This is a genomic window from Trinickia sp., from assembly GCF_051953955.1.
Taxonomy (GTDB): Bacteria; Pseudomonadota; Gammaproteobacteria; order Burkholderiales; family Burkholderiaceae; genus Trinickia.
On sequence record NZ_JBQCIF010000080.1, the window covers coordinates 16,788 to 40,174 of the forward strand.

Here is a 23,387-nt window from a genome sequence, read left to right on the forward strand (position 1 = left end):
ACCTCAAAGCGCTTCGACCAAATCGCGCCGCTTCGTTCGGCAATAGGCCGTGCACGCGAGGTGCGCCGCGCTGGCCGCGGCGTTGACCATGGCGCTCGCATTGGCGGGTTTGCAAACGGACACGACGATCGGCGGCGGCACGGGCTTGAGCGGCAGCTCGACGAATTCGCCCGTTTGCAGTTCGTCGGTGACGAAAAGGCTTGGAATGCATGCTACGCCGTAACCGTCGCGCACGAGCTGCACGATCGCGGCGACGGACGGCGAGCATGTGACGCGCGTTTGCTCGGGCCGCACGTTCTCTTGCCTTGCCAGCGTCAGCACGATGCTCTGCAAAGCGACTTGCGGCGCCGTGCCGCGCCCGAACGTCAGGATGGGCCGCTGCAGCACGCGCGCGGCAAGCCCGGCGGTGCGCCGCGACAGCAGGCCGCGCTTCGCGATCCAGCGGACCGGATAGCTCGCAATCGCACTGGATGCGATCTTCGTGCTGTCGATGCCCTCGACGCGAATGGCCAAGTCGATTTCGCCCGCCAGCAGCCGCTGCTGAAGCACGGCGCTCGAATCGACGGTCAAATCGACATCGAGTTGCGGAAACTTGGCGTTGAGATGGGTGACATAGTGCGCGAGCCACGAGTGAACGACCGTCTCGATCACGCCCAAACGCAGCTTGCCGCCGACGACCACCTCCTGTCCCGCTGCCTCGCGCAACGCACGCGCGGCATCCACGAGGTTGCGCGCCAACCCGAGCAAGCTCTCACCGGCCGGCGTCAGGCGAAACTGCGTCGTCGACCGATCGATGAGCTCGGCGCGCAGTTCGTCTTCGAGCGACTTGATCCGCAACGAGATCGTCGCCGGCGTGGCGTGCAAGACGCGCGCCGTTGCGCGAAAGCTTTCCAACTCCGCCAGCGTGACGAACGTTTCGACGAATCGCGTATTCATCGCGCCGCGCCGTGGGACACGTCGGCAGCCACGCGAAATGCCTGCATCGCCTCGCCGAGCTGCTGAGCCTGCTCGTTCAGCGATACGGCCGCCGCCGCGGCCTGCTCGACGAGCGCGGCGTTTTGCTGCGTCGCACCGTCCATCTGCGAGATCGCGCGATTGACCTCGTCGATACCGACGCTTTGCTGCGCCGATGCTGCCGCAATCTCGTCGACGATTGTCGTAACGCGCTTGACGGCCGCCATGATGCCGTCCATCGCCGCACCCGCGCTTTCGGCCAATGCGGCGCCGCTCTCGACCTGCGCGAGCGACGTGTCCACGAGCACGCGAATTTCCTTCGCCGCCGCCGCGCTGCGTTGGGCAAGGCTGCGGACTTCGCTCGCCACGACCGCGAAGCCACGGCCGTTCTCGCCGGCGCGCGCAGCTTCGACCGCGGCATTCAGTGCGAGGATGTTCGTTTGAAAAGCAATGCTGTCGATGACCGAGGTGATGTCGGCCACCTTCTTGGAGCTTTCGGCGATCGCCCTGACCTTGCCGACGACGTCGCCCACGACGCCGCCGCCGCGCTCGGCCTCCGACGACGCGCTCGCCGCCACCTCCGTCGCACGCGAGGCATTCTCGGCATTTTGCTTGACCGTCGACGTCAGTTCGTCCATCGCCGCCGCGGTTTCCTCGAGCGAGGCCGCTTGCTGTTCCGTGCGGCTCGATAGGTCGCCGTTGCCCGTGGCGATCTCGGCGGCCGCCACGCGGATCGTCTCGGCGGCGGACTTCACGCGCGCCACCGTGGCGGCAAGCGTGTTTCTCGTATAGGCAATGGCCGACACGATGCTCTCGTCGTCACCTTCGGCGACATCGATGCTTCCCGTCAAATCGCCCGCAGCGATTTGACGGGCGAGCTCGGCGGCCCGCGCGGGCTCGCCCCCAACCGAATGCCTCACGCTTTTGACCGCGAGCGAGGTCAGAATCGAAATCGCCGCGCCCAGCGCGATGAGCACGCCGAGCGACGTCACGAGCGTGTGGTGAAACGCCGCCTGAATGTCGTCTTGGTAGACGCCGGCAATCAAATCCCAATTCCACGGCTTGTAGCGCTTGACGAAGCCAAGCTTCGAACTCGGCTCGGTTTCGCCGGGCTTCGGCCACCAGTATTCGACAGATCCCATCCCGCTCGGCGACGAGCCGGCCACCGCGATATCCCGATAGAGAAAGTTGCCTTTCGCATCCTTCCACTGCGACATGTCCTTGCCATCGAGCTTCGGCGCGATTGGATGCATGACGACGACCGAGTCGGCCCCGACGACGGTCACATAGCCGTTGCCGCTGTAGCGGAGATCGGCGAGGCGAGCCAGTGCCTGCTGCTTCGCCGCGTCCGCACCGATCTTGCCCGCCTGGGCATCGCGGTCGAGCCCCGCGACGATCGAATAGGCCAGCTCGGTGACGTCGGCGAGGCCATGCTTGCGCTCGCTCAACTGCATGTCGCGCATTTGCAAGGCATGCCAGACCGTCAGCGTAAGCAACCCTACCCAAGTCAGTAGGAGTGGAATCCAGAGCTTTTGACGCAGCGTTAACCGAGACATGATGTTTTCTTCCAACGAAATGGGCTGTTCGGGCGTGAGGATGCGGACTGCAGTTGACTTGCTCCCCGTCTGCATATCGGCATCCATGCGCCAATGTTAAGCATTTCAAAAAACCGGCGCGTTCCATTTCGGTGCACGAATCCTGGCATCTCGTGCGGGATTAGCCAATCCGGCACGGCTCGTATCGGGCCGCGCATAAATCGTCTAAAGCCTTGCGTTGCAGGCTTCTCCGCGCTTTTCGCCCCGCTCATTGCCGATTCACATCCCGGGAAAACCCGCACGAAAGCGTTAAACGAAACTTGACACCGGCGCCCGGAATAACTTGCTGGCGCGTCATCGCGTTCGAACCTAATCTTCTCCCCAAGCCACTTTCATCGAGGAACGTCGTCATGCCGCATCGATTTCGCCAACTCGTCCGCCGCAAGGACTTCAAAGGGCCCACTGCCGGACAATGCGGCGAGTACGCCCAAGCCAATCTCGTCATCATTCCGAGCGCGTATGCCGAGGACTTCCTGCGCTTTTGCGTAGCCAACCCGAAAGCCTGCCCGTTGCTCGGCGTCGGCGAGCGGGGCCGGTGGAACATACCGTCGCTGGGCCAAGACCTCGATCTGCGCACCGATGTCCCCGGGTACAACGTCTATCGCGACGGCACCTTGACCGAGCAGCCCGACGATATTCGCTCGCTGTGGAACGACGATCTCGTCGCATTCGCGATCGGCTGCTCGTTCTCGTTCGAGCAAATGCTCGCGCACGAGCAGATCCCGCTGCGGCACGTCGACGAAGGCGTCAACGTGCCGATGTACCGCACCCATATCGCCAACGCGCCCGCCGGCCCCTTCGGCGGGCAGCTCGTCGTATCGATGCGGCCGATGACGGGCGCCCATGCGATCCGCGCCGTGCAGGTCACGAGCCGCTTCCCCTCCGTGCACGGCGCTCCCATACACTTGGGAAGCCCCCGCGCGCTCGGCATCGCCGATCTGTCGCGCCCCGACTACGGCGATGCCGTGACGATCGGCGACGACGAAGTGCCCGTGTTTTGGGCCTGCGGCGTGACGCCGCAAAGCGCGCTCGAAGCGGCGTGCCTGCCGTTCGCCATCGCCCATCGGCCCGGGCACATGCTCGTGACCGACATCCCCAACGCATCGCTCGCCGTACTCTGACGGCACCTGCATTCGAACGCCCTGGTAACAGTGAGGAGACCCAAGTGAATACTGAAGCACGTTATCCCGACATCGAACGCGCCGACGAAGGCAACGGACCGGCCGACGCGGGCCGCGACAGCCATGGCATGTTCGGCTGGTATGGCCATTTGCGCGCAAACGAGCGCCGCGCGTTTTGGAGCTGCAAGATCGGCTACGCGCTCGATGCGATGGACACGCAATTCCTGAGCTTCGTCATTCCGGCATTGATCGCGACGTGGGGCTTGACGAAGGGCGAGGCCGGGCTCATCGGCACGGTGACGCTGTTGATGTCGGCGATCGGCGGCTGGATCGCGGGCATCCTGTCCGACCGCGTCGGCCGGGTGCGCACACTGCAGATCACGATCCTCTGGTTCGCGGTGTTCACGCTCGCCTGCGCGTTCGCGCAAAACTTCGGGCAGCTGCTCGTGGCGCGCGGCTTGATGGGGCTCGGATTCGGCGGAGAATGGACGGCCGGCGCCGTCCTCATCGGCGAAGTGATCCGGGCGCGCGACCGCGGCAAAGCCGTCGGCATGGTGCAGGCAGGCTGGGCGATCGGCTGGGCCGTGTCGGCCGCGCTCTATGCGATCGTGTTTTCGCTGCTGCCGACCGACACCGCCTGGCGTGCGCTGTTCGCGCTCGGCATCCTGCCGGCCCCGTTCGTCATTTTCATCCGGCGCCTCGTCGAAGAACCGGAGGTGCATCGCCTGGCCAAGCAGCACGAGCGCGAAACGAACGAGACGCACTCGTTCATGGAGATCTTCAGCGCCGACATGTGGTTCACGACGCTGCGCACGGCCCTGCTGGCCACCGGCGCGCAAGGCGGCTACTACGCGATCACGACGTGGCTGCCCACTTACCTGAAGACGCAGCAGCATCTGAGCGTCGTCGGCACGAGCGGTTACCTGGCCGTCATCATCGCAGGTTCGTATGCCGGCTACCTGTGCGGTGCGTGGCTGTCGGACCGGGTGGGCCGCAAGTTCGCGTTCATCGTCTATGCGCTCGCATCGATCGTCATCGCGCTGGCCTATACGCACGTAACGCTCGACAACACGCTGCTGCTGATCCTCGGCTTCCCGCTCGGCTTCTTCGCATCGGGGATCTTTTCCGGCATGGGCGCATTCATGTCCGAGCTGTTCCCGACGCGCATCCGCGGCTCCGGCCAAGGCTTTTGCTACAACTTCGGCCGTGCCGTCGGCGCCGCCTTTCCGTTCCTCATCGGCCTAGTGGCGCAGAAGATGGCGCTCGGCGCCGCGATCGGGACGTTTGCGGCCTGTGCATACGGCATCGTCATCCTCGCCGCCTTGACGCTGCCCGAGACGCGCGGTGCGAAGCTGAAGTACTGAGCACGAAGTACAGCGTACTGATTTCCTCTCGTCTGTCCTGACCGAAACGCATGAAGCACGACATGAAGCAAGAACCTAGAGAAATTACTTCGGACTCCCAACGATGGCAGTTCTGGATCGACCGCGGAGGCACGTTCACCGACATCGTCGCGCGGCGCCCGGACGGCATGCTCGTCACGCACAAGGTGTTGTCCGAAAATCCCGAGCGCTACCGCGACTCCGCCGTGCAAGGGATTCGCGAATTGCTCGGCGTGCCGAGCGGCACGCCGGTACCTGCGGAGCTGATCGAATGCGTGCGGATGGGCACGACGGTGGCGACCAATGCCTTGCTCGAGCGCAAGGGCGAACGCACGGTACTCGCGATCACGAAGGGGTTCGCCGATGCACTGCGCATCGCCTATCAAAACCGGCCGAAACTGTTCGTCCGCAACATCGAGCTGCCGACGTTGCTCTACGAGCGTGTCGTCGAGATCGACGAGCGCATCGGCGCGCGCGGCGAGCCCGTTCGGGCACTCGATGAAGCCGATGCGCGCACAGCGCTCCAGCGTGCCTACGACGAAGGCATCCGGTCGTGCGCCATCGTCCTGATGCATGCGTACCGGCATCCGGAGCACGAGCGCGCGCTCAAGCGCATCGCACAGGAGATCGGCTTTACGCAGATTTCCGTGAGCCACGAAGTCAGCCCGCTGATGAAGCTCGTTTCGCGCGGCGACACCACCGTCGTCGACGCCTATCTCTCCCCGGTCTTGCGCCACTACGTGCGGCAAGTGGAAAGCGAGCTGGGCCCGGTGCCGCTGCAGTTCATGCAGAGCAACGGCGGCTTGACCGACGCGCATCGCTTCCAGGGCAAGGATGCGATCTTGTCGGGGCCGGCCGGCGGCATCGTCGGCGCGGCGCAAGTCGCCGCGCTCGCGGGGTTCGACCGCATCATCGGCTTCGACATGGGCGGCACGTCCACCGACGTCACGCACTATGCGGGCGAATACGAGCGTGATTTCGTCACGGAAGTGGCCGGCGTGGGCCTTAGCGCCCCCCTGATTAATATACAAACCGTCGCCGCGGGCGGCGGGTCGATCTGCAGTTTCGACGGGGCGCGTTTCCGCGTCGGGCCGGAAAGCGCCGGTGCGAATCCGGGCCCGGCCTCGTATCGCCGCGGCGGCCCGCTCACGGTGACCGACTGCAACGTCATGACCGGCAAGCTCGATCCGAAGTGGTTTCCGAAGGTCTTCGGCCCCGAGGGCAACGAGCCGCTCGACGATGCAATCGTGCGGCGGCACTTCGCCGAGTTGGCGGCCAAGGTTGCCGCGGCGACCGGCATCGAGCGTACGCCCGAAGCAGTCGCAGAAGGCTTCTTGAAGATTGCAGTCGAGAACATGGCCAACGCGATCAAGCAAATCTCGGTGCAACGTGGCTATGACGTGACGCAGTACACCCTCGCCTGCTTCGGCGGCGCGGGGGGACAGCATGCCTGCCTCGTCGCCGACGCACTCGGCATGACGCGCGTCTTCATCCATCCGCTCGCGGGCGTGCTGTCGGCCTACGGCATGGGGCTGGCCGACGTGCGCGCCATGCGTCAACGCGCGCTCGAGCTTGCCTTGGACAACCGTGCGCTCACGGCATGCGAAGCCGCGTTCGCCGATCTGGCGGAAGCTGCGCGCGGCGAGGTAACGGCCCAGCGCATCGACGAAAGCCGCATCACCCTCTGCCATAAGCTTCACGTCAAGTATGACGGCACTGATACGGCGCTCGAAGTCGATTTCGATCGAGACATCTCCGCCGTCATCGCTCAGTTCGAAAGCCTGTATCGGACGCGCTACGGCTTCCTCATGCCGAATCGCGCGCTGATCGTCGAGGCCGTGGCGGTCGAGGCCATCGGCCGGACCCAGCAAGCGGGCGACGAGCGCTGGCCGCTGGCCGAACAGGCATCGGAGGAACCGGCACCGCTCACGACGACGCGCATCTTCACCGGCGGCGAGTGGCGCGAGACACCGGTGTTCGATCGCGATGCGATGGCGCCCGGTGCGAAGATCGATGGCCCCGCGATCATCAAGGAGCGCACGGGCACGACCATCGTCGAGCCGGGATGGCAACTCGTGGTGACGCGCCATAACCACATGGTCGTCGAGCGCACGGTTGCGCTCGAGACGCGGCATGCCGCGGGCACGCAAGCGGACCCGGTGCTGCTCGAAGTCTTCAACAACCTGTTCATGTCGATCGCCGAGCAAATGGGCGTGACGCTCGCGAATACGTCGTACTCGGTCAACATCAAGGAGCGGCTGGACTTTTCGTGCGCGCTGTTCGACGCGGACGGCAACTTGATCGCCAATGCACCGCACATGCCCGTTCATTTGGGCTCGATGGGCGAAAGCGTGCGCACGGTCCTCGAACGCCGCGCCGGAACGATGCGCCCCGGCGACGCATTTGCGCTGAACGCGCCCTATGCCGGGGGCACCCACCTGCCCGACGTGACCGTCATCATGCCCGTGTTCACGCCGGGATGCGCCGACCCGATGTTCTATGTCGCGGCGCGCGGGCACCATGCCGATATCGGTGGCGTCACGCCGGGATCGATGCCGCCCGATTCGGTTCACGTCGACGAAGAAGGCGTGCTGCTCGACAACGTTCAGCTCGTTGCGGAAGGCAAGTTTCTGGAAGGCCGCATGCGCGACAAGCTGCTCTCCGGACGCTGGCCCGTGCGCAACGTCGAGCAGAATCTCGCCGACCTGCGCGCGCAAGTGGCAGCTTGCACGAAGGGCGCGCAAGAACTCGATCGCATGTGTGCGCAGTTTGGTGTCGATACCGTTCAAGCCTACATGCGGCACGTTCAAGACAATGCCGAGGAAGTGGTGCGGCGCACGCTGTCCGTGCTGAAGGATGGGCGCTTCGAATACGCGTTCGACGATGGCGTGAAGATCGTCGTCAGCGTGGCGATCGATAAAGTCAACCGGTCGGCCGTCATCGATTTCGCAGGCACGAGCGAGCAGCAGCCGAACAATTTCAACGCACCGTCGGCGATCTGCAAAGCGGCCGTGCTCTACGTCTTCCGGACACTGGTGGATGAAGACATTCCGCTCAATGCCGGTTGCCTGAAGCCGCTCGACATCCGAATCCCCGAAGGCTCGATGCTGAACCCGCGCTACCCCGCTGCCGTGGTCGCGGGCAACGTGGAAACCTCGCAGGTGGTGACGGATGCGCTGTACGGCGCGCTGGGCGTGTTGGCGGGTGCGCAAGGCACGATGAACAACTTCACGTTCGGCAACGACCGCGTTCAGTACTACGAGACGATCTGCGGCGGCGCGGGCGCCGGGCCGACGTTCGACGGGTGTAGCGCCGTGCAGACGCATATGACGAACTCGCGCCTGACCGATCCGGAAGTGCTCGAATGGCGCTTCCCGGTTCGTCTCGATGCATTCGGCGTTCGCCGCGGCAGCGGCGGCGCGGGACGGCACCGTGGCGGCGACGGCACCGAGCGGCGCTTGCGGTTTCTCGAGCCGATGACGGCCGTGATGCTGGCCAACCGGCGTCTCGTACCGCCGTTCGGCCTCGAAGGCGGGGCGCCGGGTGCTCCCGGCGTGAATTGGATCGAGCGCAAGGACGGCTCGCGCGAGGACTTCGGAGCGCGGCACCGGATGCAGGTGGACGAAGATGACGTCGTCGTGATCCACACGCCCGGCGGCGGCGGGTACGGCGCCGATCGAGCGTAGCTGCCTTCCCGGGCGACGAGGTGTGCCATGGCGCGGTCACCGCCCATGCCGCACGCCTCGTTCCGCGCCTCTCGCGTTGCCCGGGGCGATCGATCGTCAACTTGCGCAAGCATCCTTTCTTTGAAGCGCGAGCCTCGATACCGTGCCATACGTCACCTCGATGGTATCGAGCGCCGCCAGAAAATCGGCGGCATCGAAAATCTCTCCGAGGCTCGCGACACCCCCCATCGACGAACGCCTACCGCCCAGCAAGCGCGCGGCCGCCTCCACGACGATCGGCGCGCTGACCGCATAGATGTCTCGCCCCGTTGCCGTCACGCGACGCGTGGCGCCATCCTGCGCTATCGCCACATCCATCACGAAGCGTTGATCGGAGCGCCCCCTTTCGTCGCTCGGCTTCGGCGGCGGCGTATTAGGATCGCGAAGCTCGCGTAGTGCCGAAAGCACGAACCACGATTCGACCGTGTCGACCGGCAGATGACGCGACACCGTCAATGCCTCTGTAAACGGCAACATCACCACGGCTCGTTCGCCGATCGGTTCAGGAAACGACCATGTGCCCTCCTGCGCAGGCTGCGGCAGTGGAACCCGCACACCGCCGCGCTGAATCATCCTCGTCGCACGATTTCGCTCGCCCGTCACGCGCGTTCCGCGCGTGGGCTGCCAACTGTCGAGTCCCACGGCGATATCGACACGTTCGATGGGACGGCTTGCATCCGCGCCGGCCGTGACGAGCAAGTCGGCAAGACCGCCGTAGAACGCTGCGGCCGGGAGCAAGGTCACACCCGCGGCACGCGCCATCGCATCGCGTTGATCGACGATCGCCTGCAGCGCAGGCTGCTCGGCTGTCACGTCGAGATAGGGAATCTTGGCTCGGAGCGCCGCGTCGACGATCGGCAACGCGGTATCGAGAAACGGCCCGGCGCAGTTGATGACGGCGTCCGCGCCCGTGTGGATCTTATCGTGGCGCAATCCGGTGTCGCCAAGACGAGCCTCTATCGGCACTTCGCAACGAAAGACGACCTGATCGAGGCGTTTCTTCTGCGCGAGGATGAAGACTTCTGGCAGCACTGGGACACCGTGGCGGCGCGGCACGAAGGTGCACCGCGCGAGGAGTTGGACGCGCAGCTCAAATGGATCGGCGATCGGATTGCACGGCCCGGCTATCGCGGCTGCCCCCAAATCAATATCGCGGCCGAGTACGCCGATGACAAGCATCCGGCACGTAAGGTCGCCGTCGCGCACAAACGCGAAATGCGGCGGCGGCTGGCTCAGTTGGCGAAAGCAATAGGCCTCGATGATCCGGAAACTTTCGCGCTGCAGTTCGGGACGATCATCGATGGAGCGCTCAGCAGCGGGCGAGCACTCCATGCGGCGGGGCCTGCGCGGTTTTTGCAAGCATTGGCGCACATGTTGATCTCGACGCGCGACGGCAAGTAGCGAGTCGGCCCCATAGGCCGGATCGCAAAGGCAGCGTCGCGAAAGTGGCCGAGCGTGTCGGCTACGGCTCTGCGAGCGCATTCAGCACGGCGTTCACTCGGTGCGCCGGATCATCGCCGTCGCGATTCGTGCAGCAACAGATGGGCGTCGAGCATTGACCGCGCGATTTTGGCAGGAGCCGAGCCGTGCCAATGCCGTTGCTAATTGATCCAAGAAAGATCCGTAAGGGTGTTGCTCTTGGAGATATTGCACTTGGCACAGTACGGTCTTAGATTAAAAGCCGAATGCATGCAGGCATTCAGCACGGGCTGAAAGCCCGTCGACGCGATCAGCACGCTCAGCATCGTCATCCCCTTGGCCGTCAGCGTATAGCGCCGTTCCTTTTCGAATTCGGAAGACGATGAAGCGGCTCGGCCCGCCTTCGTAGGCAAAGGGTCGGTCGCCCCAGAGCTGTACGCATACGCCATGTGTCCGCTGCCCGGCATCATGGTCAGGCCACGATACAAGCCCCGAAGAACTTTCAAGATCGCCTGGTCTTGCCCTCCCGCCTGCGGCTTCGTGTGATCGATCGTGATATGAGAAGCCGGTAGGATCAAGCCGCAGTTGTGACACGGCAGAGATGACTCCGTGTTCGTATGCGGCGTAGTGCCTTCGATGTAGTTGAAGTCCCGGTCTTGAACGTTGAAAAGCTGCATCCAGTACGGATCCTGAAGCACGCGCCGGTAATCGGTGGTCATGTAGGCGGCCGTTAGCAACTTTCCTATCTCGGCAGCCTCGTCCAACTCGAGCGAATATACGAGCTTGGGGGGGATGAACGGCTTGGGGAGTTCGATCAGTTGGAATCTCTCGAGCCTCTTTGGAAAGAATTTCTTCTCGATAAAGACTTTCGCGCGCCCTTCCACTTGAATTTGACTGCCGATGCTCGTGTAGGCGTCGAACGCTGCGCCATCGGCGTTTTGCGTAAAAAGCCCCCTGACTTTCGTTTCGAAATTGGCCATGTCGTCCCCTCGGATATTGTTTGTGAAAGCAACCGCTCGCGCGCCCGGCCCGCGCTTTCGGAACGAACATTCTCGATGATTTCAGCCGGAGCGTCGAGTGCATCGTTGGCGCCCCATAAACGTCCGCGACCGGCAGCGCCGGGATGGGAGATTGTGATCTCTCGTCGAGCAAGCCGTGAACGCGCATCTTTCGGCGACGGTCAGGGAAGCCGAGGCGGCTTTGCTCGAAAAATTCGCGATGGTGACATTGGGAGACCTCTCGCGCGAAATCAAGAGGAAGGGCAAGCGAATGGGTGCGGCGTCGTAGCCCATCTCAACGCCGAAGCCACCCCGCGCTATGACGAAAGCAGCGACTCCATGCCCGGCATCGGCGCGAATCCCTTCAGCGATGCAATGCGGTCGATCCATCCACACACGGCGGGCCGAGCGGCAAGATCGAAGCCATTGTCCGATGCCAGCGCAACGTAAGGAAAGCACGCGATGTCGCCAATGCTGGGGCCATCCCCAGCGGCGAGCCAGCGGCAACCGGTCAAACGCCTTTCCAATATGTCGAGTGCCCTATTTCCTGCCCGTTGTGCGGACGTCAAGTCCCCGGGATAGCCGAACAGTTGAATGGCGCGCGATAGAAACAATCCGTTGACTTCGTTCTGCGCGAGTTCCATCCACTGCATGACCGCCGCCATTTTCTCGGGTGATGCGGGCAACCATGTCCGGGCGGCATCATAGCGTGCCGCGATGTACGCGAGGATGGCCGTCGAGCCCCATACGACATGCCCGTTATCGTCGATCGTCGGGATTTGCCCCCTTGGATTCAGATCGTAGTAAGCGGGATCGACGATGTTCTTTCCCGCCGCGGCTTTCACGATCCTTTCGTCGTAGTCGATCCCGAGGAAAGACAGCAGAAGGCGAACTTTGTAGCTGTGCCCCGAGGTGGGGCGGTGGTAGAGCAGCATTTCAACCTCTCCAGTTATTGAGTTTCCGCAAACCGTCGTTCCAAATACGACCGAAAGATCGAATTTCATTATGCTCGACCGATTCAGGAACCCGCAACGCAGAAATTATTGATGCAAGCGTTAAAGATTCCTTATCGAAGAAAAGGCAGAGCCATCGCATGACCATCGAGCCCGCAGGGGCATCAGCGCCCCTACCCGATGCCATGTTAAGCTCGGTCCACCCTCCCTTGCCGCGGGCATTCCAATGTCATCACTACGAAAATCAATCGAAACTTACATCGCAGCAAAAGATTGCAATCGCCCACATTTGATTTTCGACGCATTCACGAGCGAAGCAGAACTCGTCATGAATGTAAAAACCAGCGAAATATCATTTCCAACTAGCATCAAAGGAGCCGCTGGGATTTCGAATGTCCTCGTTAGCCAGTTTGCGCTTCAGTACGAAAACGTCTACACGTTTTGCATCGGGAAGCCGCCCGAAAACGAACTTTCGCTGCATTGCCATTGGCTCGTATGCATGACGGAGAAGCGCGCCGGTGCGGCCCGTGTCGGGTTCGGCCAATACCAATGGGAGTTCGACGACACCCAGGGGAAGATCTCGAAGCTGCAAATCACGATCGAGGAAATGAACACGCTGCCCGACGCCTGCAGTACGCCCATTCTGGCCTGGGCGCGAACGCTACCGTATCCGTGGTGCCCTTCAGCCGCACCGGCTCGAGGTGCTCCCGCCTTCGAGCCAGTGCAAAGAATCGCCAACGTATTGAAGGAGCTAGCCGCTACCTCGGGCTAGGCACCAGAAATCGATCTCCACGCTCCAAAGCATGACTACCGCTTCGCAAGAAGCCACGATTGACATCGTGCCCGCCGTGAAGAGCGAGTTTGCAGCATGACGCGTCAACCGGCGTGGAGCGTTCGAAAGGCGCCGCGTTGGTCGGGATCGGGATCGCGGTCGACGACCTGTACCGGAGGCCAAGCCCATTGCCACACACTGACGCCCGGTACACGCGAAAACGTGATCGTTCCGCGAGTGCCTTCGACTGCAACGCGCGACCACAGCGCGTCGCTTTCCCGCCCCTCCTCCCGCTGTGACCTGAGCACGTCGGCGAGGACCATGATCGTGTCGTATCCCTCGAAGGCGACGAACGAAGGCGCTGCGGCTAGGCGCTCGCGCAACGCCGCCTCCACACGGGCACCGAGCGGCGTGAGGCGCTCGGGAAAATAGCGCAGAAACGGAATCGCAAGTCCATCGCGCCCGAGCGACGCAGCCCACGCAGCGAACTCCGGTTGCCCCGCCGGAGCGCCGATCTGAATGCCGGCCAGCCGCGCGTCGCTGCGCACCGCTCTGACCACCGACGCAGCCGCGTCCGGATCGCCGATCAATAGCAGAAGCATAGTCGCCCGGCTCGCGAACAGTTCGTCGCAAACAGCTGCCAGTGCCAGCATGCTAGTGTCGAGCTCGACCACGGTACCGCCGCACAGCGCGAGATGGTCACGCAAAATCCGCGTCCCCGCCGCCCAATAAACGCTGGGCTGAATTGCCACTGCGATTCGACGGTGCCCCGCCCTCCGAAGGAAATCCGCGTAAATGCGCCAGCCGTGTGACTGCGCCGGTGGTAGCCGAGCGACCCAATCGGTCGGCTGCTCGGTGAGTGCGTCGAGCACCGCTGACGAGCACAGGAACGGCAGGCGGAGCGTATCGGCTCGCGCAGCCACGGCGCGAGCGACGACGCTGTGATACTCGCCCGCCAGCGCGGCCACGCCCAATTCCGCCAATTCGTCCACGGCCGCCGCAGCCTTCTGCGGATCGGCAGCGGTGTCCCGGACGATCAATTCGAGCGGCCGCCCCAAGATTCCGCCGGCGCCGTTCACTTCCCGGACGGCCAAGTCGAGCCCGGCGACCAAGTGTTGCCCCGCCTCGGTCCACCCAGGGCGGCTCAGCGGAGCGAGCGCGCCGACCCGGATGGAAAGCTCGTCACTGCCGCGCAGTTCGATTGGCGATCGAGACGTATCCATCCGTTCAAGCCCTCTGCCCATGGAAAAACGGTACTTCATGCGCCCGATGGCAAGGCGGTCGATCGATTTCGAAGTCGCGGATAGGATGCATAGGTGGCACAGGAAGATGAGGCCGGCTGGCTAGCCGCATTGTTTCCGATAACGAAAGCGCAAGACATGCACAGTTGCGACAAGTTTGCCTCGACTGTTTAGTCGGATTCCGTGAACAGTTCGGCGGGGACGCAATGCGCTGGCGCACCAAGCAACGTCACTCGACAAACGCTATCCTCACGCCATAAAGTTGGCAATCGAACGCGGCCGGGTACGCGTCTACGCACCGGGTCAACCCAAGGAGGAAACACATGGCAGTCGAAAAAGTCGCACTCGTAACCGCAGCCGGGAAAGGCATGGGCGCGGCCATCGCGCGCGAGTTGGCGCAAAACGGCTATCGCCTGGCGTTGATGTCGCCGTCCGGGAACGCCGTCGAACTCGCAAAAGAACTCGGCGGCTTTGGCATTGCCGGTTCCGTGACCGAACCGGCCGACATCGACAAACTCGTTGGCGAAACGCTCGACAAATATGGCCGCATCGATGCCGTCGTAAACAACACGGGCCACCCTCCCAAGGGCGATCTGCTCTCCATCACAGACGATCAGTGGCACACCGGCCTCGATCTCATCGTGCTCAACGTCGCACGCGTGCTGCGTCGAGTGACGCCGGCGTTTCTCGAGCAAGGCGGCGGCGCGGTGGTGAATATCTCGAGCTTCGCCGCCGATGCGCCCGAACAAGCCATGCCGGTCTCATCCGCGCTGTGCGCCGCGTTGAGCTCGTTCACGCGTCTTTACGCCGATCGCTATGCCAAGGACAACGTTCGAATCAACTCGGTGCTGCCTGGCTTCATCGACAGTTGGCCCGAAACGCCGGAAATCGTCGCGCGCATCCCGGTTGGCCGCTTCGGCAAAACGCAAGAGATCGCGCAAACCGTCGCGTTCCTGCTGTCCGATGCCGCAGGCTACATCACCGGCCAGAATATTCGCGTCGATGGCGGTATCGTGCGCGCCCTTTAACGCTCGCAGTGGGGGTAGCGCCCGCCAGCACTCAAAAGTTCGCGACGACGAACTGGGCCGCCACGCTGCGAGAAAGAACGAGATCGGCATTGAGCAGGTCGTTGCTCTCGAGTTTCTCTTGCACGGCCGCTTCGCTCATCCCATACCCTTGCCACCGGGCCACGAGGCGATCGACCAATACGTGCCGCGGCACGTCGAGCATCACGGTCACGTCGAAGTATCGCCTCAGCGGTGCCCATGCCGGATCATCGAGCAGCAGATAGTTGCCCTCCACCAGAATGATCCTCGCCGAGGCGGAAATGATCTCCGCCCCGGCGCGGGCAATTTCGAGCGAGCGGTCGAAGACGGGAACCGCGATGTCCTTGCCGTCATCCGCGCTCAGCCGCCCCAGCATCGCTTCGAGGCCGCCCACGTCGAACGTATGCGGCGCCCCCTTGCGCGCGCGGTCGCCGCGCGCCTCGAGCACGCGGTCGTCGAAGTGATAGCCGTCCATCGCAAGAATGCGAGCGAACGCCGGCCGATCTCGGTTGATCCGATCGCGAAGCGTTTCGACGAACGTGCTCTTGCCGGCGCCGGGCGCTCCCGCGATGGCAATTAGCCGGCGTGTGCCGTTGGCGTCGGCATTCAGATCGAGCAGATACTGCGTCAACCCGGCAAGATCAGTGCGATTTTCCTTCTGCATTGCGCTTTCAAGGCTCTAGGGGAAGGGGGTCCAGGTGCATCGCTTGTGATTCTACCGTCCTCATCGGATTGAGCCATGCTTCGACGAAGCGCGCTTGGTCACCCGCGATGGACCGGCCTTCGCCATGACGGCCGCATCGTCGATGTCGATGCCGACGCGTTGCCCCAAGGTGATCCCTACACCGTGCTTCGTCAATGCGCGCGCGACGAACGTTGTCGGCGTCATACCGCAAATGCGCTTGAAATGCCGGCCGAAGTGGCTTTGATCGAAAAAGCCGACCTCGGTGGCAACCGCAATACCGGGCACGCCGGCAAGCAGCAGCGATTGCGCACGTTGAATGCGCAAGCCGCACAGATATCGATAAGGCGACGCTCCGAAACGCTCGCGAAACGCCGTCGCGAAACGCGAAATGCTGAGCGCCGCGGGTGCGGCCATCTGTTCGAGCGTCAACGGTTCGTTGAAGTGTGCCTCGATAAACGCCCGTGCCTGATCAAGCCCCTCGGTTCGCCTCATCTCACACCCGCTTCTTCCTGCTCCGCATCCACACTCGCCCGTCCATGAAGACGGCCAATCGAGCCGTTGTCGAAAACCGTCCGCTCACGCCGCGCCCCGCAGCGGCTGCAGCGCTTTCAACTCCTCGGCCGAACGATGGCAGAGAATCTGCACGCCCGAAGGCAGCGTTCGCAGCGGTGGCCGCAGCGCGTTGCATTTGCCTTCGATCCGGGCCGAGCACCGTGCGCGGAAACCGCAAAGCTCATCGCCACCCGAGCCGTCCGCAAGCGGCGGAAGTGCGGCTGTCCCGACGTTGCAGCGGGCATCGAGCCAGCCGCGCTTGAGGGCGGGCACCGAATCGACGAGCAATCCCGTATAGGGGTGATGCGGCGGTTGATCGAGCAGCCGCGGCTGCCCCGCTTCCACGCGCCGGCCCGCATAAAGGACGATGACGTCGTCGCAGACGGCACGAACCGTCGAGATGTCATGGCTGATGAACATGTACGACACGTTCAACTCGCGGCGCAGCTCGCGCAGCAAGTCGAGGATCGCCGCGCCGACGACCGTATCGAGCGCCGACGTGACTTCGTCGCAAAGAATCAGCGACGGCTCCGCAGCGAGCGCCCGCGCGAAATTGACGCGCTGCTTTTGCCCGCCCGATAAGCCGCCCGGTCGACGCGTCGCCATCGAGGCCGGCAGCTTGACGAGATCGAGCAGCTCCGCGATCCGGCGCTTCGCCGCGGGACCGCGCAATCCCTTGTAGAAAGCGAGCGGCCGGCCGAGGATCTCCTCCACCGTGTGGCTCGGATTGAGCGCGGTGTCCGCGTTCTGGAACACGAGCTGGATTCTGCGGTATTGATCGGACGTCCGGCCCGACAATTGCGCGGAAAGCGGCTGTCCTTCGAAGAGAACGTCGCCGCCCGCTCGTTCGACGAGTCCGGCAACGACGCGCGCAAGCGTCGTCTTACCCGAGCCGGATTCGCCGATCACGCCCAGCGCGCTACCGCGCGCAATCGACAAGTTGACGTCGTCGAGCACGCATACCGCGGGGTTGCCGTCGCGCCCGATTCGTCCATAGCCTGCCGAAAGCCCGCGTATTTCCAGCAGCGGCGTGGCTACCGCCCCGTGCTCGCCTCGCTGCGCGTCCTCGGCCTTGCCCTCGCGATGCGCCGATGCCGCGAGCAGCGCACGCGTATAGGCATGCGCCGGTGCATCGAGCACTTGGTCGACGTCGCCGTTCTCCTGGACTTCGCCTCCGTTGAGAACGACGATACGGTCGGCCATCTGCGCCACGACGGCCAAATCGTGCGATACGTACACCGCCGTCGTGCCGACCTCCTTGATCACGCGCTTGAACGCGGCCAACACTTCGATTTGAGTCGTGACGTCGAGCGCCGTCGTCGGCTCGTCGAAGACGATCACGGCGGGATCCGTGATCAGCGCCATCGCCGCCATCAAGCGCTGCAGTTGCCCGCCCGACACCTGGTGAGGATAGCGATCGCCGATGTGCTCGGGCGACGGCAGCGCCAACGCCCGGAACAACGCCACGGCCTTGGCGCGTGCAGCCTCGCGCGACATCAAACGATGCAGCAGCGCGGGCTCGATGACCTGGTCCATCAGCGTGCGGGCCGGGTTGAAGCCGGCTGCCGCGCTTTGGGCGACGTAGGCGACCGTGCGCGAGCGCAGTGCGCGCCTGCCGGCCTCGCTCAGGGCGAGCACCTCGGTCCCGGCCACGCGCACGCTTCCCCCCGCAAACGCGCAGCCCTGCCGCGTATAGCCCAGCAACGACAACGCGATCGTCGTCTTGCCGGAGCCCGACTCGCCGATGAGTGCGAGCACTTCGCCCTTCTTCACGACGAAGTCGACGCCCTTCACGAGCTCGACGAGCGCCCCTTCCGCACCGCCGGCGACGACGCGCAGCCCCTTCACTTCGATCATGACGTCGCTCATTGCTGACCTCCCTGCGCAAATCCGCCGTGACGGCGCAAGCTGTCGATCAGCAGGTTCATGCCGACCGTCAGCGTCGCAATCGCGATCGACGGCATCAATACGGCCGGCGCGCCTTGCGACAAGCCGCCGATGTTCTCGCGCACGAGCGAGCCCCAGTCGGCGTTGGGCGGCTGCACGCCGAGGCCGAGGAAACTGAGCCCGCTCAGCAAAAGAACGATGAAGACGAAACGCAGCCCAAAATCGGCCATCACCGGGTGAATCATGTTCGGCAGCACCTCGACGCGTGCGATGTACCACATGCGTTCGCCGCGTGCTCGCGCAACCTGCACGTATTCGAGCGTCATGAGATTGATGGCCAGCGAACGCGATATGCGAAAGGCACCGGGCGTGTAGGCGACGGCGGCGACGAGCGTGAGCACGGGAATCGACGATCCGAATGCAGCGATCACCACGAGCGCCAGCACTTTGCTCGGAATCGAAATCAGCGCATCGAAGAAGCGGCTCATCACTTCGTCGACCCAGCGCGAGGAAATCGCCGCCAGCAGGCCGAGGCAGGTGCCGACGCCGCTCGCCAGCACGGCGGCGGCCAGCGCGAGGCCCACCGTATAGCGCGTGCCGTAAAGAATGCGGCTCAACATGTCTCGGCCCAGATAGTCCGTGCCGAACGGGTGCGCCATGCTGTAGCTCGCCAGCGTGAACGGCGAAGTCAGCGCACCCTCTTTGTAGGGCGCGAGCAACGGACCGAATACGGCAATGAACAGCCAGAAGCAGACGAGGGCAAAGCCGATCTTGCCGAGCCCCGACAAGCGAAGCACGCGTCGCCGCCGGGGTCGGGCGGCCGAGCCGGACGCGCCGTCTTCGTAGATCTGCGTGCCCGGGTGCGGGACGGACGTGTTGGCGGAGCGGCTCATCGTTGACGAAGCCTCGGGTTGGAAATGATCTGACATAGGTCGGCCATCAGTACGAGCGCGAGATACGCTGCGCAAAACACCATGACGCAGCCCTGCACGAGCGGCATGTCACGGTTGGTCACCGCATCCACCATGAGGCTCGCGAGTCCCGGGTAGTTGAAAATCGATTCGACGATGACCACGCCGCCGAACAGATAGGACAAGCTCAGTGCCACCGCGTTCGCGATCGGCCCGATCGCATTGGGCAGCACGTGGCGCAGCACGACGCGCACTTGCGATGCGCCTTTCAAGCACGCCATCTCGACGTAGCCGGAGCTCAATTGGTCGAGCACCGCCGCGCGCGTCATGCGTGCCATTTGCGCGATCAATACGCAGCACAGCGTCATGACGGGCATCGCATAGATGCGGAGCAAATCGCCGAACGATGAAACCGACGACAGATACGACAGCGCCGGCAGCAGGTGCAGCTTCACGGCGAAGATCAGCACGGCGATCGTCGCAACGAGAAACTCCGGCACCGCAACGGTCGACAACGTGAGGATATTGAGCACGCGGTCGAGCCACGAGCCGCGATACATCGCCGACAAAATGCCGATGATCAACGCGACCGGCACCGCGACGATCGTCGTCAGGCCCGCGAGCATCAGCGAATTGGGCAAGCGTGTCTTGATCAGGTTGACGACGGGCAGGCTATTCGACATCGAATTGCCGAAGTCACCGCGCACGATATGAAAGAGCCACTCGAAGTAGCGCTGCAAAGCGGGCTGATCGAGGCCGAATTGGTGCCGCAACGCCGCAACGGCTTCGGGCGTCGCAGCCTGCCCGAGCGCCTCTTGCGCGGCGTCGCCGGGCAAGAGGCCCGTCATGGCGAACACGATCGCCGAGACGATGAGCAAGGTCAGCAACGCGAGGCCGAGGCGGCTCGCGACGAGCCTATACGCGGGATGTTTCATCGAAAATATGCCTCCTCCAGTCTCAGTCGGTGCATCGGCGGCTTACCGCCGGCACGCGCTCTGTCCGCAAGGCAAGCACGAAACCGGGAAGCCTCACGCCCGGACCCGCGCTTGCCTGCGTTGCATGCATCAAGCCTCGAGCCACACGTGCTCGGCGAACATGCAACCCATCAACCCCAGCAGCGGGATCGACCCAAGACCCTGAAGCTTCGCGCTGTGCCCGTCGATCGAACTCAGGAACATCGGGATGCCGATGCCGCCCTTCTCGTGCACGAGTACCTGCATGTCGCCGTAGATCTGTTTGCGCTTGGCTTCATCGGGTTCGCCGCGCGCCGCGAGCAGCATCTGATCGAACTTCGGATCTTTCCAGTTGGCCTCGTTCCAAGGCGCATCGGACTTGAAAAACTGCGTGAACAGCATGTCGGCGGTAGGCCGAGCGTTGATATTGCCGTAGCTGAGCGGGTGCTTCATCCAATGGTTGGACCAATAGCCGTCGGCAGGCACGCGCATCACCTGCAGATTGAGACCCGCGAGCGGCGCGGCCTGCTGCAGCAGCATCGCCATGTCGACCGAGCCGTCGGCCGCCGGGGAGGCGAACAATTGCAAAGACGTGCTGCCCACCCCCGCCTTCTTGAAATAGAACTTGGCCTTGTCCGGATCGAACTTGCGCTGCGGCAAACCGGCGAAGTAATACTTGTTCGTCGGATCGATCGGCTGGTCGTTGCCGATCGATCCGTAGCCTTGAAACACGGCTTGCCGCATTTGATCGCGGTTTTGCAAGTGCATGAGCCCGAGCCGGAAATCTTGATTGCCGGTAATGCCACCCTCGTTGCGCATGATGAGGTCGGTGTACTGGCCCGTCTTCGTTTCCAGCACGGTGTACCCCGGCGTGCCCTTGATGCGGGCGGCCGATTGCGGCGTCACTTGATTGATGAGCTGCACGTCGCCCGAAAGCAGCGCATTCACGCGCGCCGGTTCATCGGAGATCCCGATCAGTTCGATCTCGTCCAAGTGCGGCAGGCCAGGCTTCCAATAGTGCTCATTCTTGACGACGACGGTATGCACGCCCGGCGTGAATTCCTTGAGTTTGAAGGGGCCCGTGCCAATGGCCGTCGTGGAGAAATCCTTCGTGCCGTCCTTGACGATCAAGAAATGCGCGTCACCGAGAATCACCGGCAAATCGGCGTTCGGGCCCGTGAGCGTGATCGTCACTTCATTCGGTCCCGTCGCTTTCGCGTCGGCGATTTGATCGGCCAGCGTCTTGGCCTTCGATGCCGTTGCCGGATCCTTGTGCCGCAGCAGCGAATAGACGACGTCAGCCGGCGTGAGCGGCTTGCCGTCGTGGAATTGCACGCCCGAACGCAGCTTCACGGTCCAAACCTTCGCATCCTTCGTATCGAACGAGCTTGCCAGCGCCATTTGCGCGGCAAGGTGCGCATCGAGCTCGGTCAACCCGTTGTAGATCATGTTGCAGCGGACGTAGTCCGTCGCGAGCGCGCCCTTGGCGGGATCGAGCGTATCGGCCGTCGACGACGACTGCGTCGCCACGCGAATCTTGCCGCCTTGCTTCGGCTTCGCTTGCGCGTGAGCCGCGGTGCTCGCGACGAGCAGGCCGCCACCCGTGACGGTGACGAGGCCCGCGGCAACGAGCGCACGCAGCGCATCGCGTCGCGAAGTGCCCTTCGCGGTCAATTGTTCGAGCGTGGTCTCGGACGCAACAGGACCGTATTGTGAGGTGTCCTTTTTCATTGAACTTCTCCGCGAGGTAAGCCAAGGGTGGCAAATAAATGGATCGATACGCCGCGCAGGTCTTGACTGCCTGCGTCGTAACGGCACTGCGGTACTTCGGTGCTGCGGTACTGCACTTGCTGGACGGGGTCGATAAAACGATTCAATAAAACACGTCCTTGATGCGATAGTAGGTTCCGACGATCGGCAAGAACCACGGCTTGCCGGTATGGCCCGGAATCGCGGGCCATGAAAAATCGCGCCAAGGATTCGCGTCTTCGCGTCCCTCGATGACGTCGGCCATCACCTGCCCCATGTGGGTCGACATCTGCGTGCCGTGTCCGCTGTAACCCATCGAGAAATACAGGCCGTCGTGCTGGCCTGCCCGAGGCAGGCGATCGGCCGTCATGTCGACGAGGCCGCCCCAGCAATAGTCGATGCGCGCCTGCGCGAGCGTCGGGAAAAGCTCCGCAAGATTGCGCTGCAAGATGCGGCCGCTTTTCTCGTCGGACGGTTGCTCGGACGCCGTGAAGCGGGCACGGCCGCCGAATACGAGCCGGTTGTCGGCCGTCAAGCGGAAATAGTTGTGCATCAGTCGCGTCGTCGTATAGGCGCGCCGGTTCGGAAACATCCGTGCGACGACGTCCGCACCCAACGGCTCGGTCACGATGATGAACGATCCGATCGGCGCGATGCGCCGCCGATACCAGGAGAACGGGCCATGCTTCGAGGGACCGGTGGCGATCAATACGTTCGTCGCCGTCAGCTCGCCGCGGCTCGAGACGATCCGATAACCGCCCGCGCCTTGCTTGACGATCGCCGAGACCGGCGCGTGCTCGTAAAGCGCCGCGCCGTTGCGGGCGGCCGCTTGCGCAAGCCCGACGGCGAACTTGCCCATGTGCATCTGGCCGCCGTGGCGCTGCAGCAGCCCGCCGTAGAACCGGTCGGATTGCACTTCGTCGCCGATGCGCGTCGCGTCGATGAGTTCGATGTTCTGATCGACCTCGCGATGAATCAGCTCGGCCGTCTGCGCGAGATGCTCGTAATGATGCGGCTTCGCGGCGAGCTTGAGCTTGCCCGAGGCAAGATAGTCGCAATCGATCGATTCCTCGCGAATGAGCCGCTCGACCGTGTCGACGGCCGACGCATAAGCGAGGTAGCAGCGGCGTGCGCGTTCGCGCCCGAGTTGCTTGATGAGCGCACCGAAGTCCTGTGCGACGCCCGTGTTGACGTGCCCGCCGTTGCGGCCCGACGCGCCGCCGCCGATGCGGCCGGCATCGAGCAGCGCCACGCTCGCCCCGCGCCGCGCCAGCGCAAGCGCCGCGGAAAGACCCGTGAAGCCGCCGCCGACGACGGCAACGTCCACACGTCCTTGCACGGCAGCGTCGTTGCCGAACGACACGGCGGGCGCGGTATCGAGCCAATAGGACTCGAGCTTCATCTGGCTTTCCTCGATCGGGTTCGAATGGCATCGGCGCGAACG

The 23,387-nt window shown here is 63.6% G+C and carries 19 protein-coding genes and 1 pseudogene; 7 read left to right on the forward strand and 13 right to left on the reverse strand.

Annotated elements, in window-relative coordinates; genetic code table 11:
• Positions 1–3 precede the first annotated feature (3 nt).
• Positions 4–936: a LysR family transcriptional regulator gene (locus tag ACTHNZ_RS15515; protein ID WP_440543407.1), complete on the reverse strand. Its 933-nt coding sequence runs from the start codon at positions 934–936 to the stop codon at positions 4–6.
• Entirely contained in the window at positions 933–2,510 is a 1,578-nt protein-coding gene (locus ACTHNZ_RS15520) for a methyl-accepting chemotaxis protein (RefSeq protein WP_440543408.1), read from the reverse strand. Before ACTHNZ_RS15520 ends, ACTHNZ_RS15515 begins: the two co-directional genes overlap by 4 nt.
• A gap of 389 nt (positions 2,511–2,899) precedes the next feature.
• On the opposite strand from ACTHNZ_RS15520, the gene ACTHNZ_RS15525 reads away from it, so the two are divergent.
• From ACTHNZ_RS15525 to ACTHNZ_RS15535, 3 genes are all read left to right on the forward strand, one after another.
• Positions 2,900–3,670, forward strand: coding sequence for a putative hydro-lyase (locus ACTHNZ_RS15525; RefSeq protein WP_440543409.1), 771 nt, complete (start codon positions 2,900–2,902; stop codon positions 3,668–3,670).
• A 44-nt stretch (positions 3,671–3,714) separates the two neighbouring features.
• The gene (locus tag ACTHNZ_RS15530; RefSeq protein WP_440543410.1) at positions 3,715–5,034 is read left to right on the forward strand and encodes an MFS transporter; all 1,320 of its coding nucleotides are present in this window, start codon (positions 3,715–3,717) and stop codon (positions 5,032–5,034) included.
• Between the two features lie 62 nt (positions 5,035–5,096).
• Positions 5,097–8,738: a hydantoinase B/oxoprolinase family protein gene (locus tag ACTHNZ_RS15535; RefSeq protein WP_440543411.1), complete on the forward strand. Its 3,642-nt coding sequence runs from the start codon at positions 5,097–5,099 to the stop codon at positions 8,736–8,738.
• A 96-nt stretch (positions 8,739–8,834) separates the two neighbouring features.
• On the opposite strand, the gene ACTHNZ_RS15540 is transcribed toward ACTHNZ_RS15535, so the two are convergent.
• Positions 8,835–9,710 carry a saccharopine dehydrogenase gene (locus ACTHNZ_RS15540; RefSeq protein ID WP_440543412.1) on the reverse strand — a complete coding sequence of 292 codons (876 nt, stop codon included), beginning with the start codon at positions 9,708–9,710 and terminating at the stop codon, positions 8,835–8,837.
• Between ACTHNZ_RS15540 and ACTHNZ_RS15545 the strand changes: the two genes are divergently transcribed.
• Positions 9,702–10,178: a TetR/AcrR family transcriptional regulator gene (locus ACTHNZ_RS15545; protein ID WP_440543413.1), complete on the forward strand. Its 477-nt coding sequence runs from the start codon at positions 9,702–9,704 to the stop codon at positions 10,176–10,178. The genes ACTHNZ_RS15540 and ACTHNZ_RS15545 overlap by 9 nt on opposite strands.
• Positions 10,179–10,378: 200 nt before the next feature.
• On the opposite strand, the gene ACTHNZ_RS15550 is transcribed toward ACTHNZ_RS15545, so the two are convergent.
• On the reverse strand, positions 10,379–11,176 hold the full coding sequence (locus tag ACTHNZ_RS15550; protein ID WP_440543414.1) for a hypothetical protein: 798 nt from the start codon (positions 11,174–11,176) through the stop codon (positions 10,379–10,381).
• Between the two features lie 160 nt (positions 11,177–11,336).
• Here ACTHNZ_RS15550 and ACTHNZ_RS15555 point away from each other — a divergent pair.
• Positions 11,337–11,483, forward strand: a pseudogene (locus ACTHNZ_RS15555) (transcriptional regulator); the annotation flags it as partial.
• 28 nt (positions 11,484–11,511) lie between these two features.
• Here the strand turns inward: ACTHNZ_RS15555 and ACTHNZ_RS15560 are convergent.
• Positions 11,512–12,129: a glutathione S-transferase family protein gene (locus tag ACTHNZ_RS15560; protein WP_440543415.1), complete on the reverse strand. Its 618-nt coding sequence runs from the start codon at positions 12,127–12,129 to the stop codon at positions 11,512–11,514.
• Positions 12,130–12,373: 244 nt separating this feature from the next.
• On the opposite strand from ACTHNZ_RS15560, the gene ACTHNZ_RS15565 reads away from it, so the two are divergent.
• Complete coding sequence (locus tag ACTHNZ_RS15565; protein ID WP_440543416.1) at positions 12,374–12,919, forward strand: hypothetical protein; 546 nt, start codon at positions 12,374–12,376, stop codon at positions 12,917–12,919.
• A gap of 104 nt (positions 12,920–13,023) precedes the next feature.
• Here the strand turns inward: ACTHNZ_RS15565 and ACTHNZ_RS15570 are convergent, their stop codons facing one another.
• The gene (locus ACTHNZ_RS15570; RefSeq protein ID WP_440543417.1) at positions 13,024–14,142 is read right to left on the reverse strand and encodes an ABC transporter substrate-binding protein; all 1,119 of its coding nucleotides are present in this window, start codon (positions 14,140–14,142) and stop codon (positions 13,024–13,026) included.
• A gap of 341 nt (positions 14,143–14,483) precedes the next feature.
• Between ACTHNZ_RS15570 and ACTHNZ_RS15575 the strand changes: the two genes are divergently transcribed.
• Positions 14,484–15,188, forward strand: a complete 705-nt coding sequence (locus ACTHNZ_RS15575; protein ID WP_440543418.1) for an SDR family oxidoreductase — start codon at positions 14,484–14,486, stop codon at positions 15,186–15,188.
• A 31-nt stretch (positions 15,189–15,219) separates the two neighbouring features.
• Here the strand turns inward: ACTHNZ_RS15575 and ACTHNZ_RS15580 are convergent, their stop codons facing one another.
• The 7 genes from ACTHNZ_RS15580 to ACTHNZ_RS15610 form a co-directional block, all read right to left on the reverse strand.
• Entirely contained in the window at positions 15,220–15,870 is a 651-nt protein-coding gene (locus ACTHNZ_RS15580) for a nucleoside/nucleotide kinase family protein (RefSeq protein ID WP_440543419.1), read from the reverse strand.
• Between the two features lie 60 nt (positions 15,871–15,930).
• On the reverse strand, positions 15,931–16,383 hold the full coding sequence (locus ACTHNZ_RS15585) for a helix-turn-helix domain-containing protein (RefSeq protein ID WP_440543420.1): 453 nt from the start codon (positions 16,381–16,383) through the stop codon (positions 15,931–15,933).
• A gap of 84 nt (positions 16,384–16,467) precedes the next feature.
• A complete protein-coding gene (locus tag ACTHNZ_RS15590) occupies positions 16,468–18,312 on the reverse strand; it encodes an ABC transporter ATP-binding protein (protein ID WP_440543421.1) in 1,845 nt (614 codons plus the stop codon).
• Positions 18,309–19,223, reverse strand: a complete 915-nt coding sequence (locus ACTHNZ_RS15595) for an ABC transporter permease (RefSeq protein ID WP_440543422.1) — start codon at positions 19,221–19,223, stop codon at positions 18,309–18,311. Before ACTHNZ_RS15595 ends, ACTHNZ_RS15590 begins: the two co-directional genes overlap by 4 nt.
• Positions 19,220–20,176 (reverse strand): ABC transporter permease, encoded by a 957-nt coding sequence (locus tag ACTHNZ_RS15600; protein WP_440543423.1) that lies wholly within the window; start codon positions 20,174–20,176, stop codon positions 19,220–19,222. The genes ACTHNZ_RS15595 and ACTHNZ_RS15600 overlap by 4 nt, the downstream gene beginning before the upstream one ends.
• A gap of 129 nt (positions 20,177–20,305) precedes the next feature.
• Complete coding sequence (locus tag ACTHNZ_RS15605; protein ID WP_440543424.1) at positions 20,306–21,925, reverse strand: ABC transporter substrate-binding protein; 1,620 nt, start codon at positions 21,923–21,925, stop codon at positions 20,306–20,308.
• A gap of 142 nt (positions 21,926–22,067) precedes the next feature.
• Positions 22,068–23,345, reverse strand: coding sequence for an NAD(P)/FAD-dependent oxidoreductase (locus tag ACTHNZ_RS15610; protein ID WP_440543425.1), 1,278 nt, complete (start codon positions 23,343–23,345; stop codon positions 22,068–22,070).
• Positions 23,346–23,387: the final 42 nt, after the last annotated feature.

Excerpts from the sequence above, each read along its gene's own strand:
- ACTHNZ_RS15595 (WP_440543422.1), bottom strand. The coding sequence starts at position 19,223 with ATGAGCCGCTCCGCCAACACGTCCGTCCCGCACCCGGGCACGCAGATC.
- ACTHNZ_RS15565 (WP_440543416.1), top strand. The coding sequence starts at position 12,374 with ATGTCATCACTACGAAAATCAATCGAAACTTACATCGCAGCAAAAGAT.
- ACTHNZ_RS15560 (WP_440543415.1), bottom strand. The coding sequence starts at position 12,129 with ATGCTGCTCTACCACCGCCCCACCTCGGGGCACAGCTACAAAGTTCGC.
- ACTHNZ_RS15600 (WP_440543423.1), bottom strand. The coding sequence starts at position 20,176 with ATGAAACATCCCGCGTATAGGCTCGTCGCGAGCCGCCTCGGCCTCGCG.
- ACTHNZ_RS15525 (WP_440543409.1), top strand. The coding sequence starts at position 2,900 with ATGCCGCATCGATTTCGCCAACTCGTCCGCCGCAAGGACTTCAAAGGG.
- ACTHNZ_RS15605 (WP_440543424.1), bottom strand. The coding sequence starts at position 21,925 with ATGAAAAAGGACACCTCACAATACGGTCCTGTTGCGTCCGAGACCACG.
- ACTHNZ_RS15575 (WP_440543418.1), top strand. The coding sequence starts at position 14,484 with ATGGCAGTCGAAAAAGTCGCACTCGTAACCGCAGCCGGGAAAGGCATG.
- ACTHNZ_RS15590 (WP_440543421.1), bottom strand. The coding sequence starts at position 18,312 with ATGAGCGACGTCATGATCGAAGTGAAGGGGCTGCGCGTCGTCGCCGGC.
- ACTHNZ_RS15520 (WP_440543408.1), bottom strand. The coding sequence starts at position 2,510 with ATGTCTCGGTTAACGCTGCGTCAAAAGCTCTGGATTCCACTCCTACTG.
- ACTHNZ_RS15535 (WP_440543411.1), top strand. The coding sequence starts at position 5,097 with ATGAAGCAAGAACCTAGAGAAATTACTTCGGACTCCCAACGATGGCAG.
- ACTHNZ_RS15515 (WP_440543407.1), bottom strand. The coding sequence starts at position 936 with ATGAATACGCGATTCGTCGAAACGTTCGTCACGCTGGCGGAGTTGGAA.
- ACTHNZ_RS15580 (WP_440543419.1), bottom strand. The coding sequence starts at position 15,870 with ATGCAGAAGGAAAATCGCACTGATCTTGCCGGGTTGACGCAGTATCTG.
- ACTHNZ_RS15610 (WP_440543425.1), bottom strand. The coding sequence starts at position 23,345 with ATGAAGCTCGAGTCCTATTGGCTCGATACCGCGCCCGCCGTGTCGTTC.
- ACTHNZ_RS15585 (WP_440543420.1), bottom strand. The coding sequence starts at position 16,383 with ATGAGGCGAACCGAGGGGCTTGATCAGGCACGGGCGTTTATCGAGGCA.
- ACTHNZ_RS15570 (WP_440543417.1), bottom strand. The coding sequence starts at position 14,142 with ATGGATACGTCTCGATCGCCAATCGAACTGCGCGGCAGTGACGAGCTT.
- ACTHNZ_RS15550 (WP_440543414.1), bottom strand. The coding sequence starts at position 11,176 with ATGGCCAATTTCGAAACGAAAGTCAGGGGGCTTTTTACGCAAAACGCC.